This window comes from Desulfonatronospira thiodismutans ASO3-1, assembly GCF_000174435.1.
GTDB classification, from domain to species: domain Bacteria; phylum Desulfobacterota; class Desulfovibrionia; order Desulfovibrionales; family Desulfonatronovibrionaceae; genus Desulfonatronospira; species Desulfonatronospira thiodismutans.
In genome coordinates this window covers 1,105,853-1,118,250 of sequence record NZ_ACJN02000001.1, presented here as the reverse complement: position 1 = coordinate 1,118,250, position 12,398 = coordinate 1,105,853, and the positions used below count along the sequence as shown (strand labels likewise).

20 protein-coding genes are annotated in these 12,398 nt (G+C 44.8%); 17 read left to right on the top strand and 3 right to left on the bottom strand.

Translation table 11 applies throughout. From position 1 onward, the window contains the following. Positions 1-39 precede the first annotated feature (39 nt). From DTHIO_RS05120 to DTHIO_RS05105, 4 genes are all read left to right on the top strand, one after another. Positions 40-531, top strand: coding sequence for a siphovirus Gp157 family protein (locus tag DTHIO_RS05120; protein ID WP_008869283.1), 492 nt, complete (start codon positions 40-42; stop codon positions 529-531). Positions 532-631: 100 nt separating this feature from the next. Beyond that, the gene (locus DTHIO_RS21825) at positions 632-1,720 is read left to right on the top strand and encodes an ATP-binding protein (protein ID WP_008869282.1); all 1,089 of its coding nucleotides are present in this window, start codon (positions 632-634) and stop codon (positions 1,718-1,720) included. 654 nt (positions 1,721-2,374) lie between these two features. Continuing rightward, entirely contained in the window at positions 2,375-2,749 is a 375-nt protein-coding gene (locus tag DTHIO_RS20995; protein ID WP_144311448.1) for a hypothetical protein, read from the top strand. 329 nt (positions 2,750-3,078) lie between these two features. Continuing rightward, positions 3,079-3,375, top strand: coding sequence for a hypothetical protein (locus DTHIO_RS05105; protein WP_008869279.1), 297 nt, complete (start codon positions 3,079-3,081; stop codon positions 3,373-3,375). Positions 3,376-3,467: 92 nt separating this feature from the next. On the opposite strand, the gene istB is transcribed toward DTHIO_RS05105, so the two are convergent. Genes istB through DTHIO_RS05090 form a run of 3 tightly spaced genes read right to left on the bottom strand, consistent with a single transcriptional unit; the run spans position 3,468 to position 6,087 of the window. Then, the gene (gene istB / locus DTHIO_RS05100) at positions 3,468-4,229 is read right to left on the bottom strand and encodes an IS21-like element helper ATPase IstB (protein WP_008868684.1); all 762 of its coding nucleotides are present in this window, start codon (positions 4,227-4,229) and stop codon (positions 3,468-3,470) included. Beyond that, entirely contained in the window at positions 4,226-5,701 is a 1,476-nt protein-coding gene (istA, locus tag DTHIO_RS05095) for an IS21 family transposase (protein ID WP_008868685.1), read from the bottom strand. Before istA ends, istB begins: the two co-directional genes overlap by 4 nt. Beyond that, positions 5,698-6,087 (bottom strand): helix-turn-helix domain-containing protein, encoded by a 390-nt coding sequence (locus tag DTHIO_RS05090; RefSeq protein ID WP_008868686.1) that lies wholly within the window; start codon positions 6,085-6,087, stop codon positions 5,698-5,700. The genes istA and DTHIO_RS05090 overlap by 4 nt, the downstream gene beginning before the upstream one ends. A 250-nt stretch (positions 6,088-6,337) precedes the next feature. Between DTHIO_RS05090 and DTHIO_RS21365 the strand changes: the two genes are divergently transcribed. The 13 genes from DTHIO_RS21365 (at position 6,338) to DTHIO_RS05030 (ending at position 12,383) form a co-directional block, all read left to right on the top strand. Beyond that, the gene (locus DTHIO_RS21365) at positions 6,338-6,697 is read left to right on the top strand and encodes a hypothetical protein (protein ID WP_153305077.1); all 360 of its coding nucleotides are present in this window, start codon (positions 6,338-6,340) and stop codon (positions 6,695-6,697) included. A gap of 241 nt (positions 6,698-6,938) precedes the next feature. Beyond that, positions 6,939-7,298, top strand: coding sequence for a hypothetical protein (locus DTHIO_RS05080; protein ID WP_008869278.1), 360 nt, complete (start codon positions 6,939-6,941; stop codon positions 7,296-7,298). An 81-nt stretch (positions 7,299-7,379) separates the two neighbouring features. Continuing rightward, positions 7,380-7,448 (top strand): hypothetical protein, encoded by a 69-nt coding sequence (locus DTHIO_RS22905; protein WP_144311470.1) that lies wholly within the window; start codon positions 7,380-7,382, stop codon positions 7,446-7,448. A 252-nt stretch (positions 7,449-7,700) separates the two neighbouring features. Next, positions 7,701-8,168, top strand: a complete 468-nt coding sequence (locus DTHIO_RS05070; RefSeq protein WP_008869277.1) for a hypothetical protein — start codon at positions 7,701-7,703, stop codon at positions 8,166-8,168. A 12-nt stretch (positions 8,169-8,180) separates the two neighbouring features. Then, positions 8,181-8,777: a PilW family protein gene (locus tag DTHIO_RS05065; RefSeq protein ID WP_008869276.1), complete on the top strand. Its 597-nt coding sequence runs from the start codon at positions 8,181-8,183 to the stop codon at positions 8,775-8,777. A gap of 106 nt (positions 8,778-8,883) precedes the next feature. Then, positions 8,884-9,318: a prepilin-type N-terminal cleavage/methylation domain-containing protein gene (locus tag DTHIO_RS05060; protein WP_008869275.1), complete on the top strand. Its 435-nt coding sequence runs from the start codon at positions 8,884-8,886 to the stop codon at positions 9,316-9,318. Positions 9,319-9,335: 17 nt separating this feature from the next. Further along, positions 9,336-10,520, top strand: a complete 1,185-nt coding sequence (locus DTHIO_RS05055) for a pilus assembly PilX family protein (protein ID WP_008869274.1) — start codon at positions 9,336-9,338, stop codon at positions 10,518-10,520. A gap of 39 nt (positions 10,521-10,559) precedes the next feature. Continuing rightward, entirely contained in the window at positions 10,560-10,721 is a 162-nt protein-coding gene (locus DTHIO_RS21820; protein ID WP_008869273.1) for a hypothetical protein, read from the top strand. 31 nt (positions 10,722-10,752) lie between these two features. Then, complete coding sequence (locus DTHIO_RS05050; RefSeq protein WP_008869272.1) at positions 10,753-10,938, top strand: hypothetical protein; 186 nt, start codon at positions 10,753-10,755, stop codon at positions 10,936-10,938. Further along, the gene (locus DTHIO_RS05045) at positions 10,925-11,239 is read left to right on the top strand and encodes a hypothetical protein (protein ID WP_008869271.1); all 315 of its coding nucleotides are present in this window, start codon (positions 10,925-10,927) and stop codon (positions 11,237-11,239) included. Before DTHIO_RS05050 ends, DTHIO_RS05045 begins: the two co-directional genes overlap by 14 nt. Further along, complete coding sequence (locus tag DTHIO_RS05040; protein ID WP_008869270.1) at positions 11,239-11,745, top strand: putative molybdenum carrier protein; 507 nt, start codon at positions 11,239-11,241, stop codon at positions 11,743-11,745. The genes DTHIO_RS05045 and DTHIO_RS05040 overlap by 1 nt, the downstream gene beginning before the upstream one ends. 59 nt (positions 11,746-11,804) lie before the next feature. Next, complete coding sequence (locus tag DTHIO_RS05035; protein ID WP_008869269.1) at positions 11,805-12,077, top strand: HU family DNA-binding protein; 273 nt, start codon at positions 11,805-11,807, stop codon at positions 12,075-12,077. Between the two features lie 36 nt (positions 12,078-12,113). Then, positions 12,114-12,383 carry a hypothetical protein gene (locus tag DTHIO_RS05030; protein WP_008869268.1) on the top strand — a complete coding sequence of 90 codons (270 nt, stop codon included), beginning with the start codon at positions 12,114-12,116 and terminating at the stop codon, positions 12,381-12,383. Positions 12,384-12,398: the final 15 nt, after the last annotated feature.

Here is a 12,398-nt window from a genome sequence, read left to right as displayed (position 1 = left end):
GCCTTATTGTTTCAACACTCAACCATGGAGGTATTTATCATGGCAAGTCTGGCAGACATTGAAATGGAAATCGCCAATATCCTGGCCACGGCTGAGGAACTGCCCGAGGAACAGCAGGAGGTGGCTCTGGAGTACCTGGAGGAGCTGGCCATAGCCGAAATCGAGAAGATTGATGCTGTGGGTTATGCAGTTCGTAAACGCCAGTCCGAAATTGATTTTCTCAAGTCCGAGGAAACCAGGCTCCGGAACAAACGTCAGGCCATGGAGAAACGACTCTCTGATTTTAAGGCCTACCTGGCGGAGCTCTTCCAGCGTGAGGAGATCCACAAGATTAAGGGAGTCAGCACCACAGCCTACCTGCGCCGCAGCAGCTCAGTGGAGGTGACCGACATCTCTCAGCTGCCCTCTGATTACGTTGAGACCAGGATCGATTTTGTCCCCAGGAAGTCTCAGATCCGGGACGCCCTCAAACAGGGCCAGGAAATCCCCGGAGCCAGGATGCAGGAGAAACAGTCCCTGGTCCTGAGCTGACCACAACTCTAAACCCCAAGCGGCCATACAGCCCGTCATTCATCGTGAGTGGCGGGCTGTTTTTGTTTCTAAAAACCTACTTTCAAGGGAGGAAATCAGTATGTTTAAGAAAGCAGAAAGAAAACAGTCCAAGCTCCGCCTCGGTCTCATCGGCCCCTCTGGTTCAGGCAAGACCTACAGCAGCTTACTCATCGCCCAGGGTCTTGGAGGCAGGATCGCCCTGCTGGACACGGAAAGGGGCTCAGGCTCTCTGTATGCCGACCTGTGCGAATACGATGTAGCTGAACTGACCCCGCCTTTTAGTCCGGAGCGCTACACCCAGGCCATCAAGGAGGCTGAAAGGACCGGTTATGAAGTGCTCATAATCGACTCCCTTTCCCATGCCTGGTCCGGTGAAGGCGGCATCTTGGAGTTTGTGGACAGGGCCTCGCAGGCGCAGAAGAACAATTTTGCCGCCTGGAGGGAGGCCTCTCCCAAGCACAACGCCTTGGTGGACTCCATCCTGGGTGCCAACCTGCACGTCATTATAACCATGCGCAGCAAAACCGCCTGGGACGTAGTCAAGGACGAGCGTACCGGAAAGACCCGCCCAGTCAAAATTGGCCTGGCACCTGTGCAGCGTGACGGCCTGGAATACGAATTCACCTGCGTACTTGAACTCTCTGTGGATGGGCATATTGCAACGGCCTCAAAGGATCGCACCGGCCTCTTTGATGGTCAGTATTTTCTGCCCAGCAAAGACACCGGCCAGATTCTCAAAGAATGGCTACAAGGTGGCCGCCCGGACAATGGGAACAAGGAGAATAAGCCTGCTGAGCCTAAGATAGACAGTGAAGTTGAGGCTGAGCCGGTAGCGGACCCTGCCCCTGCATCCAGGAAGAAAAGCCAGGATGTGTTTACCAAGAAAAAGCAGAGGCAGGAGGACAGGCCCCCGCAGCCGCTTACCCCGGAAGATAATGGAGTAACTGTCGCAAGTCTTGTAAACACGATGCGAGAGCTTGGTCTTTCAGACAAGCTTGATCTCTATGAGGCGTACCTTCTGGGCAAGTACGGCAATGATCTGCGCAAACTGACCAAGGACCAGGTAAATGAGCAGTACCACAATCTGTGCCGCTGCAAGCGCGACCAGGAGCTCTTCCAGAGATTCGTCACGTTTCTGGACGGTTTAAAGGCGAAACAGGCTGCATAAGCCGCAAAAGACACCAGGAAGGCCCTGCTATCCAGGGTCTTCCTGGCAATTTCACAGTAATCTGGTCAATTATTTGCTGTTTTATAAAAAAAAGATCCCAAAAATTCGATATTTATTGAGAAGTGACCATTAATCAAGCAAAATTTGTATTGAAATCGAAAGCGAACACTGCTATTTTTACAGTACTTAAAATAATTCAATTATTTCAGTACCTTTTTAACCTGCCTGACAAAAGGACGGTTTCTATGCAGATTACCTGGTTCCTTTGGATGCCTCTCCCATCTCGGCAATACAGCTATCTAATCAAACATCCCAACGAAAAACTCCTCGTGCTGTGAAAGGCTGTTTCCTTCAGCCCCAACCTAAACTGATACATAACAACTCTGGAAAATAATCATAAAATCGGGAAAATAGTACATATCTAGCAATTGGAGGTAATATGGTTTTGTTAAAATTCATATGGGTACTGCTTTATCTTGTTGGTGCTTATTTAGATTATCAAACCCACACATTTTCTTACTTGGACTCTTTAATAGCTGTTTTTCCTGCTTTCATAGTCGGGCTTGTCCCAGCTACTCTAGTTTACTTCTTTTTTATGAAAAGTAAGTGGTCTTGGCATCATGTATTGAATCTGGCTACCGGAATTATGGTGGTATGGATAATTATTACTTTATAATGTCAAAAACAAACCATAAAAATGGAGGTATAATGAAAGTATTATCTTTTTTATTAATATCTTTACTTGTTTTTACAGTCCCTTCAACAACAAACGCATTCTTTGGCTCAAAAACACACGATGAATGTATATTAGATAGAATGCCTGGCGTACAAAACAATAGAGCAGCATCTGAAATAAGAAGAGCTTGTCATAATAAATATCCCAAAGCAGCAGAACCAAAAAGAAGATTAGGTATATTTGGACCAAAAAATTATGAAGAATGTATGCTAGAACATCTAACTGGCGATGAAAGTGATTGGGCAGTAAATTATATTAGAAGTTCATGTAGGCGCATATTTCCAAGAGATTAAACCATAAACAAAAAATTATCACCAACAAAGCTACAAAAATTATACAACTAAAATACAGAGAGGAAAAGTCAATGTTTACGTTTATTGGAATTACGTATCTGGTGATTGGCTTATTTATTGGACTTAGCAATGTATCCAAAGGAAGAGAGGGGTCTGCTGGCTTTATACCTACCATTGTTGGGCATATGTTATTATGGCCTTTGTTTCTACTTAGCAAATAAAAAAATATTATACAATACATGTTATCATTAGAATAGCATTGTATTAAACGCATTTTTTTATGATTTTTTCTAAAAAATAAATTTTAAAAATCATAAGAGGTATACTACATGGAAATTATTTTATTGATCGCGTTGGCAGGAGTTATATTTTGGTTTTTTATTATGAAAACAGGGAACATTGATTTTTGGAAATTAGCACAAAAGCATCCTGAAGAAGCTTATTCTTTTTTTGTGAACAATAACAATTTCATTGTGTTCGATCACAAACCAGCAGGAGGATTTAGATCAAGTTTACCTCCAGGAGACTGGGACGGTCCCTTCAAATTGAGAGTTCCATCAAAAGATGCCACTGTCACAGTATATGGTAGGAGCCCAGAATACGAAGAAGTGTTAGCGCCGGCTTGAAGATGCCATAAAACGCCGGTTTAAAAATGTTGTTTTGGAGCAACCGCCAGCTCCAGACATAAAGGTTGATGCCGGCGGTTGCCTATGCGGAGCTATTGTTCCTGAACCTGGTCTTTCATCCGATAGCTTTTGCCTTCAATGAGGACGGTTTCGGCATGGTGCAGAAGTCTGTCCAACATGGCTGAGGTCAGGGTGCTGTCGTTGTTGAACACCTCGGGCCATTTCTTGAAGGCTCTGTTGGTGGTCAGGATGGTTGATTTTTGTTCGTAGCGCTGGCTTATAACCTGGAAGAGCAGGTCTGCACCTTGCTTGTCTATGGGCAGGTAGCCAAGCTCATCCAGAATGAGCAGTTCAGGACTTACATATTTCTTGAGCTCTGTTTTGAGCTTGTGTGCAGCCTGTGCGGCCGAGAGGGTGTTTATGACATCTATGGTGGTGGCAAACAGTACAGAATACTTTTCCAGGCATGCACTGTAACCCAGGGCTGTGGCTATGTGTGACTTGCCCAGGCCTACTCCTCCGAGGATTATTATGTTGGCCTTGTCCTTCATAAATCCAAGGCGAAAGAGGTTTTGGATGGCCGGGCGGTTGATCTTGGTCGGCCATGTCCAGTCGAAGTTCTCCATGGTTTTTATGCCTGGGAAACGGGCCATCCTGATACGGCGTTGGATGGAGCGATCATGCCTGGCATCTGCTTCTGCCTGGACCAGCCTGGCCAGATAGCCCAGATGATCCCAGTTCTGCCTGGCAGCCTTGTCAGCCGCCGGCCTGTACTGCTCTTTTATACAGGTCAGCTTGAGCAGCTGGAGATTTTCTTCCAGCCTGTGCACCTCGCTTTGGTGTTTGTTGGTCATGGGTTTTTCTCCTTGGGTTTGTCGTAAATACTTAGATCAGGGTCTTTGACTTCAATATCCAGCAGATCCTCTCGCCTGGTCAGATGCAGGGCTCCTGGTGCGGGCATGGTCCTGGCTCTTTGCTCCAGGATGTTGGCTACATACTCACAGGAGAAGGCACTGTAGGTGAATGCGTCGTCCATGGCCCTGGACACGGCTTCAGAGCCATAGATTTCGCTTAAGGCTACAATCTTCTGGACATGGTGTTTGATGTTCAAGTGCTTTTTCTCCAACTCAAAGTAATAATCCTTTGCTCTTGGGGACAAAGCCAGGAACCGGGAAAACAATTGCTGATCCCTGGCTGCCCGGCGCTGGGCAATAAGCTCCTGGACATGATCGGGGTCTTCAATGTCCCTTTTTTTGTCAAAGCTGCGGATATGCCTGGCCACAAGATTGTTGCCGTCATAGATGCATAAGCGATCAGGATAAGTCTTCAAGGTCAGGCGTTTGCCTGCGTACCTGGCTGGCACGGAATAGCGGTTGGACTCCAGGGTGATCCGGAACTGCGACGAGGCCCGGACCTGGGTTACGACTCCGATATCATAGGTGTTAACAGGCAGGGGCAAAAGGTGCTCTCTTTCTTCTTCAAGCATGTCCACCGGCTTCTTGCCGGTCTGGGCATGGATACGTACATTGGCTGTTGCCCTGCACCAGTGGCGGGCATAATGGTTGATGGCCCGGTAATCCGGCAGTTCAAGTCCGGCCAGCAAGTTCTTTTTGACATAACCTATGGCATTCTCCACCCGGCCTTTTTCATGGGGCTTTCTGACTCCGCAGGCACTGATCTCAAAACCCCAGTGCTTTGCAAAGTCAAGATATTTGGGATTTAGAACCGGTTTTTGGCCATAGGGGTGCTTGAGCACTGCACATTTCAGGTTGTCCACCATGATTTTTTTGGGAACAGCCCCGAATGCGTCAAAGGCGTTTTGATGACAGGACAGGAAGTGCTCCATGCTTTGGGAGACAGTGAACTCAAGATACATCATCCTGCTGTAGCAAAGGACCATGACAAAGAAGCTGAGATTGCGCCTGCTGTCTCCCACCTGGATGGAGCCGTGATTTCCCCAGTCAACCTGGGCGCACTCTCCTGGGGCAAAGGCCAGACTTAAAAAGGCCCTGGACCTTTTGGGCCTGACTTTGCTTATGTATTCCTTGAGAATGGAGGAGCCTCCTGTATAGCCCTGCTCCTTGATGCTGCGCAAAACCTGGACGGCTGTGTAGGGGTGCTCCTCCAGCATCCTGACGATGGTATCCTTGAAGGGATCAAGCTTGCTTGGTCTTGTTACTGACTTTCTTTGATGAAACTGCTTTGCTTCGAGCCATTTGCCCACTGTACGCGGATCCAGCTGCAGTTCTTTTGCTATCTGGGCCGGGGTAAGTCCTTTTTGTTCATGGTAGTGCTTTATTCTGGCATAAAGCTCATAATCAATCATGTGTTACCCCCGGCAAGTTTTTTGAGAACGTCTGAGAAGTGCACAGGCCCGGCCTGTGCTGTCCTGGCCTGATTTACGGGTGGGACCTGGATGGATAGAACCTGATAAAGCGGTTTCTTCCAGGCAATGAGATCAGCCTGGATCAGATTGAAGCGCGCCTGCTGCAAAGTGACTTCATCCATTCCCAGGCGCTGCATGACAATGGGGTCGGAGTAGTAGCTAAGCCCCTGCTGATCGCCCACGGTCACCAGGAACAGGTACAAGGCTGCTGCAGCATGGCTTAACCTCTCAATATGACCGTCACGAACCAGCCTGTGGTCCACCCAGCTGAACTGTCTGGGAACCTTGCGCAGTCTCTGGGGATGAATCGGATACTTTTGGTACATGAAATCCTCCTTTGGGGTTGTTGATGACGTCACAGCCCAGGGTGTACATCTGTCGGGCGGCCCTGACGATGTCATCTTGTAACGCACTCCCGCATAAGGAGGAGATTAGTCCTATAATAACAGATGGTTGCGTGATCCAGTGATCTTGTAACGTTTCCTCAACACGTTGATTTTCAACACTTTTTGGGAGGCAGTGATCTTGTAACGTTTGCTTGGGAGCAGTGGTCTTGCGCCTGGCATATCCGGGATTTTGCTTTCTCCAGTTCCGGACCCTGTCCACATGGGCCGGTCCCCGGAAATAATCCCTGTTTTCAGGCTTATCCAGCCAGGCCTTTTGACTGGCTTTCTTACTGGCTGCCCGACAAGGCACTTTGGAGCAGTATTTTTGCTTGCCCCTGTTTCGATAGTCAGGACAAAAGGCTTCGCCACAGTGCAGGCAGACAACTTGTTGGCTTTGTTTGCGACCCAAGAACTTACCCTCCTTTGCCTCAGACAGGCAAAGAAGGCAGTAACGGCAAGACAGAAGAAGAGGAAGAAAAAGAAGGACAGAAAAGAAGACAAAATAAAAAATATTTTTTCTTTTCTCTTTCAGAAGAAGATACAAGAATAAGATATAAACAATTTCAAACCGGCATAATTAAGACATATTCAGGTTGGCGCTCACAAGAAGCTCAGGGTGAATTTACTAAAAGATATTATTAGTTTTACAAGCATACTTATCAACCTAACATGTTCATTCGATAACTGACGAAAGTCGCTTCGTGCATGAATTTCCAGTGACTCAGATATGGTATCGATTGTGAAAATGGCTAATAGTGATGGACTAACTCATTAATTTTATGGAGGTGGTCATGGGAATTTTTTCATGGATTTTTGGTGGTGGCAATGTAGAGTTGGTTGCTAAAAGCTTAGCAAAACAACACCATGCATTGGGCAATTTTAATCATGTTATTTCAGCATATTACATGGACTTTAGTGCACGCCAGCCTGGCACTCGCAACTATGATAAAGCGATGCAGGCCGCTGAGATGATCGCAAAAAAAGAAATAAAAAACTATCAAGATCTTGGATTGCTGGCTTTGTATGTTGATTCAACCCCAAACGGGTATGATTTATATTTTGTTAGACAGTCCTTTTCTGATGAAATATCAAAGCGCCTAGCTCAAAACGGTATAGATAACTACTATATATATAATAATGCATTAGAATAAAATGTTGCTTAAGTAATATTATTGATATGCGCAGATACAACAGAAATTGATTTGCGATAACGCTGTTTTTACCGCAGGACAATAGCCACGGTTATCCTTGATGATGGCAGCAACCTGAACGAGGAGCTTATCCGGGAGGGACTGGCCTAGGTGTACCCCAGATACTGTGATGAGGAACCTCTGTGCTCCAGATGGAATGAGCTGCAGCAGGATGCCCGTGAGGCTGAGGTTGGACTGTGGGCAGAGGATGATCCAGTCAAGCCATGGGAGTGGCGGAGAAGGTGAACCTACCAGACTGAAACGGATTGAAAAAAGAATTGATTTTATATCGACTCTGAATTACCTAATGGATTAGGACAATATCTCTCCAAAACACTTGAAGCCAGAAAAAGGGGAAAACTAATGGTTCAGGATAAATCACTGATCAAGAAGAGAGCCCTCGGTGATTTCCTTTCCCCATTATTTACCCTACCCGCCACCTCAAAAACTATGGGCTTCTATTTTCTTCAGTTTGGGGTGCTCTTTCTGTTTATCTGGGCAGTACTTGTTTTTATGGTAGCGCCAAACCTCATAATGCCCTTCGGCCCCACTTTTTATTTCTCCCTTCTTCCTGGTGTAGCTGCCTCAGTAATATTCCTCAGCAATGGGGTGAAGCTAATAAGAAAACCTGAGCTTTATAACAGACCATTGGCCAGGCTTCTTGTTCCGGGCATGCTATTCTTTTTAACTGTTTTGGGAGGTTATGTCGCAGGTAGAACAGAAGAGGCCTCAATTCTATCCTTCTGGTTCGGTGCATGCGGGTTGGCGGTAACTATGTATCTGGGTTATGCTTGGAGGCATTATTCCCGAACAGCATACAAGCTGTTATAGCGACACAAAAATATGTATATTCAGAATAAACAAACAGGTCTTACCTTAGTGGAGCTATTAATTGCCTTAGCAATTCTGGGCGTAGTAATGACTGCTGTTGTTAGCCTATTCATCTCCACGATAAAAGTTTACCATACCAATAAAGCTATACTAGAAGTTCAGCAAAATGTAAGGCATGTGCGGACGGTTTTGAATAATGACCTCAAAATGGTAGGATTTGAGTTAGATGAAAGTGAAATACAAGCAGATAACCACGAATTTAAAATTGGGGATATTACATATACCACCCAAGAACATACTAATGGTGATGGAAGTCAAGAATATGACTTTGTAAGAAAAAGAAACGAGGCATCGAATGGTGTAACCAGTATATTGATGCCAAATTTGAGCAGTAAGTTAAATTTTACATATTATGATAAAGATAGAAATGAAATTGAACCAAACTCAAATGAAAATGGCGATTCAGGTAACATAGATAACCCATCTGAAATAAGAAAAGTACAATTTACACTATGCGGAAAAGCATGGGGCAGAACTCCATTCATTTCAGATCAGTTTGAGCACTGTGCTGAAGATACTATCATATTTAGAAACATGTATTACCAGTAATATGAGCAAAAAATTATTTCATTGCATGATTGCTGTACTAATAGTATTGTTAGTCTGGTCTATTTATGGCTTTATAGCCATCATATTTACATAAAGGTAAATTAAAATGCAAGATGAAACAGGCATAACTCTCGTAGAGGTATTAATTTCGCTTTTAATACTTCTGGTCGGTATACTAGCGGTGCTTACCATGCATACTACATCCGTTCAGAACAATAAAGTTGCGAGAGAAATGACAGAAGCTATGCACCATGCCAACAAAGAGCTTGAAATAATAATTGCTAAAGACTTTTTAGATTTAGACACTAATATATATCCTAAGCAAATACAGTCAAATATATCAAATATAAAATATGAAATTGATATTGAAGCGGACGATAAAGATTTAAATAATATTTTGTTTTCAAGCTTAGACATTGATGATATTGATTATTTATTTGCTTTTGAATTGATAGTTAGCTGGCGTTCTTTTGGCAAAGAAAGAGAAATAGTCTTCCCTTTCAAAAAATCAAGTGTTGGAATGAGTCCCACGATTAACTAAGACATGGAATAAATTCTATGAGTATTTATAAAAAACAAGCTGGCAGTGCTCTTATTATATCTATAGTAGTGCTCATGTTGTTGAGCATCCTCGGTGCAGCCGCTTTACGAGCGACTAATTCGGAACTTGGTATTGTACGAGATGAAATTATGAGAGAAGCGGCCTTTTATGTGTCTGAGAGTGGAATTGAAGCAGGCAAATCATACCTGCAAGAAAGGCTTAGCGAGTCAAGCCTTAGAGGAGACAGCAGTAAAAGTTTCATTTTGGATAGTGAGATAGATAACATTGAAGATGAGGAACCGTATCTTTCACATAAGTTTGAAAACGACTCAGAATACTCAGTTTGGTTCCAATGGGAAGATGATAACAATAACTCTTCGTTTCAGGTTATTTCTAATGGCAACAAAAAAGACAAAAATGTGCAGACAACTCTTACTTTGCAGATAGACAGAAATGAATCAGATACACCTACCCCTGATGCTCCTTTCAGTATTCATACTCCTAACCCCAAAATGAGGATGCAAGGAAATCCATTAATTTCAGGATATGACCATGATGTTCCAGAAGACTTTTTATGCGGAGGCAATTGTACAGGACTAGAAAATTTTGATAGTGAATACGACAGTATGCCAGCCATATATTCTGACAATGAATTTGAGTACTTAGATTATCAAGATAAACATTTAGACTCACCTGTAGAGACTACCCAGATAGGTGATAGTGCTTTGGATGAGACAGGTATAGCAAATGACTACTGGATTGACTACGCAAATAGACTTTTACCCAACTATGATCGTTTGATTGAACATGATACAGATGTTCCAGGAAACGATGTTTGGGGTGATCGTGAGAATCCTCAAATAACTATCGTTGATAATAAGAAATTAGGTGGGACAATAGATGGAGCCGGCGTTTTAATATTAAAAAATGGTGCAGACATAACAGGTAACTTCCATTTTGAAGGTATAGTGGTTTACATGGTTGAAGAAGGTGATACAATAGATATGTTTTCTGCTGGGACACCTAATATATTTGGCTCTGTTGTTGTGGCTGGAGAAGAGTTGTCGGATGACATATACTTTGAAGATGAGATTGGATATCTTGGTAATGCAAATGTAAGTTTTAGCTCAGAAGCAATTTTAAATTCAGCGCACAATGCGATACCTCCTTATATCAATATTGTTTCTTGGGAAAATAAATAATAACAAATCTTTCATTAAAAAATTTTCACGGCAATATTCATGTTTATTTTTAAAATTCATGTTGAGATTACGTATTCAAGCATGATCCAGCATGAGGCCTTGCTGAACCTATTTTTTGCCAAGGGTATAATCACCAAGGAAGAATACCTGGAGGAGGTCAAGAGAGTGTCCCTGGAGCTCCAGGGAAGGCGGGCGAAATAAAATCCACTGCAGATGCACAGGAACCACCACCATGACAGACTCTGAAAAAGCCTTGACTATCCTCCAAGCCACAAACCAGGGAGCCATCCTGGACAAGCACCACCACCTTATCCTGCAAGCAGCGCTCAATGGAGAACTGGGGGATGCCACCAGGTTGATCTTCGAGGATCTGTGGGATCAGTACGTGAGGGAAGGAGATGCAGATGAAGACATTTAGCCTTTTTGTTCTTCCGTTCCTATCAATCTTCCTGTTTGCCACTCCAGCCGGCTCCGAGGAGCCTGAAAACTTCTGCCATGAACCAGAGGCTTTAGCTGAGTGGGAGGCCATGAATCAAAAATACCCCAGAGACTTGAATGTACAAACATTGCATGCCTTACGTATTGGCCTGTGTGAGAAGATAGACCGTGGAGACATAGGAGTAGCTGACGGCATTGCCATCTTTGAATCCATGCGCCAGGCGGTTTTAAGCCGGGTGTTCGAGAGGCAGATGAGGGAGCAGGGAGAAGATTCTCTTTGATGACAAAACGTAAGATATTCGAAAAAATAATTACCGGCGGCCAGACAGGAGCTGCTTTGGGAGCCCTGGACGCTGCCTTGGAGCTTGGTCATCCATGTGGCGGTTGGTGTCCCAAGGGCCGCAAATCCGAGGCTGGGCCAATACCCGCTAAATATCCTGTCCAGGAACTTGACTCAGCAGACTATCGTGTCCGGAACAAGCAGAATGTCATTGACTCTGATGGAACTATGATCTTTACCTACGGCAAGCCCACCGGAGGCACCAACTTGACCTTTAATATGGCAATCAAGCATGAAAAGCCATTGTATGTATGTGATCTTGAAGACGATCCTTTAAATAAAGATATAGACTTTATCTGGGAATGGGGGCTGGAGAGTGATGTCTATGTCCTTAATGTAGCAGGACCAAGGGAGAGTAAGCATCCTAACACCCAGGTTCTGGTCAAGACCGTCATGTTTATGCTGCTGGAGCATGCCAGGAAGTCCTACCCAGTGGTGCAAGCATAGATTTTTCCCAGCCTGCTTATTTTACACATCAATTCCAATAAGATAAAAAGGAGCCTTTTATGAACAAGAAACAGATGGTGGATAGTCTTGCCCAGAAATCTGGAATGACCAAGGCAGATGCCCAGAAGGCCTTGGATGGAGTGGAGGACATCATTTCCGAGCAGCTTAAGAACGGCGACCAGGTAGCACTGCCGGGCTTCGGTACATTCACAGTAGCAGAGAGAAAGCCAAGGACCGGCCGCAATCCCCAAACCGGCGCTGAGATCAATATCCCTGCTGCCCGGGTGCCCAAGTTCAAGCCGGGGAAGAAGTTGAAAGAAGCTGTATCCTGATGCTTTTTCTTGTGGCCTGCTCTCAGGATTTTACTTATGCGCACCCCCTTCGATCCGCTTAAATTCTTACAGTCCCTGCGTCTGAACGTAGAACTCGATTCCAAAGGGCAAGTCACAGTCCATGGCATACGCTTCCTGGAGCCCCATAAGGCGCAGCAGGCCCGTAACGTCCTGCAGATCTATGACAAGCTCCTGCGCATGCAGCTGGATGCCCCCAGCAAGACCATGAGGCCCTCTGTCAGGAAGCTGCTGGCCCTGGGGAAGGTGGAGATCAGGGATGGCCAGTATACTATACCTGAGCCTTAATTGAAAAACCTTACT

Bases quoted from the DNA above. Each gene is read 5' to 3' on its own strand.
- DTHIO_RS05120 (WP_008869283.1), top strand. From the start codon at position 40: ATGGCAAGTCTGGCAGACATTGAAATGGAAATCGCCAATATCCTGGCC.
- DTHIO_RS21825 (WP_008869282.1), top strand. From the start codon at position 632: ATGTTTAAGAAAGCAGAAAGAAAACAGTCCAAGCTCCGCCTCGGTCTC.
- DTHIO_RS20995 (WP_144311448.1), top strand. From the start codon at position 2,375: ATGGATAATTATTACTTTATAATGTCAAAAACAAACCATAAAAATGGA.
- DTHIO_RS05105 (WP_008869279.1), top strand. From the start codon at position 3,079: ATGGAAATTATTTTATTGATCGCGTTGGCAGGAGTTATATTTTGGTTT.
- istB (WP_008868684.1), bottom strand. From the start codon at position 4,229: ATGACCAACAAACACCAAAGCGAGGTGCACAGGCTGGAAGAAAATCTC.
- istA (WP_008868685.1), bottom strand. From the start codon at position 5,701: ATGATTGATTATGAGCTTTATGCCAGAATAAAGCACTACCATGAACAA.
- DTHIO_RS05090 (WP_008868686.1), bottom strand. From the start codon at position 6,087: ATGTACCAAAAGTATCCGATTCATCCCCAGAGACTGCGCAAGGTTCCC.
- DTHIO_RS05080 (WP_008869278.1), top strand. From the start codon at position 6,939: ATGGGAATTTTTTCATGGATTTTTGGTGGTGGCAATGTAGAGTTGGTT.
- DTHIO_RS05070 (WP_008869277.1), top strand. From the start codon at position 7,701: ATGGTTCAGGATAAATCACTGATCAAGAAGAGAGCCCTCGGTGATTTC.
- DTHIO_RS05065 (WP_008869276.1), top strand. From the start codon at position 8,181: ATGTATATTCAGAATAAACAAACAGGTCTTACCTTAGTGGAGCTATTA.
- DTHIO_RS05060 (WP_008869275.1), top strand. From the start codon at position 8,884: ATGCAAGATGAAACAGGCATAACTCTCGTAGAGGTATTAATTTCGCTT.
- DTHIO_RS05055 (WP_008869274.1), top strand. From the start codon at position 9,336: ATGAGTATTTATAAAAAACAAGCTGGCAGTGCTCTTATTATATCTATA.
- DTHIO_RS21820 (WP_008869273.1), top strand. From the start codon at position 10,560: ATGTTTATTTTTAAAATTCATGTTGAGATTACGTATTCAAGCATGATC.
- DTHIO_RS05050 (WP_008869272.1), top strand. From the start codon at position 10,753: ATGACAGACTCTGAAAAAGCCTTGACTATCCTCCAAGCCACAAACCAG.
- DTHIO_RS05045 (WP_008869271.1), top strand. From the start codon at position 10,925: ATGAAGACATTTAGCCTTTTTGTTCTTCCGTTCCTATCAATCTTCCTG.
- DTHIO_RS05040 (WP_008869270.1), top strand. From the start codon at position 11,239: ATGACAAAACGTAAGATATTCGAAAAAATAATTACCGGCGGCCAGACA.
- DTHIO_RS05035 (WP_008869269.1), top strand. From the start codon at position 11,805: ATGAACAAGAAACAGATGGTGGATAGTCTTGCCCAGAAATCTGGAATG.
- DTHIO_RS05030 (WP_008869268.1), top strand. From the start codon at position 12,114: ATGCGCACCCCCTTCGATCCGCTTAAATTCTTACAGTCCCTGCGTCTG.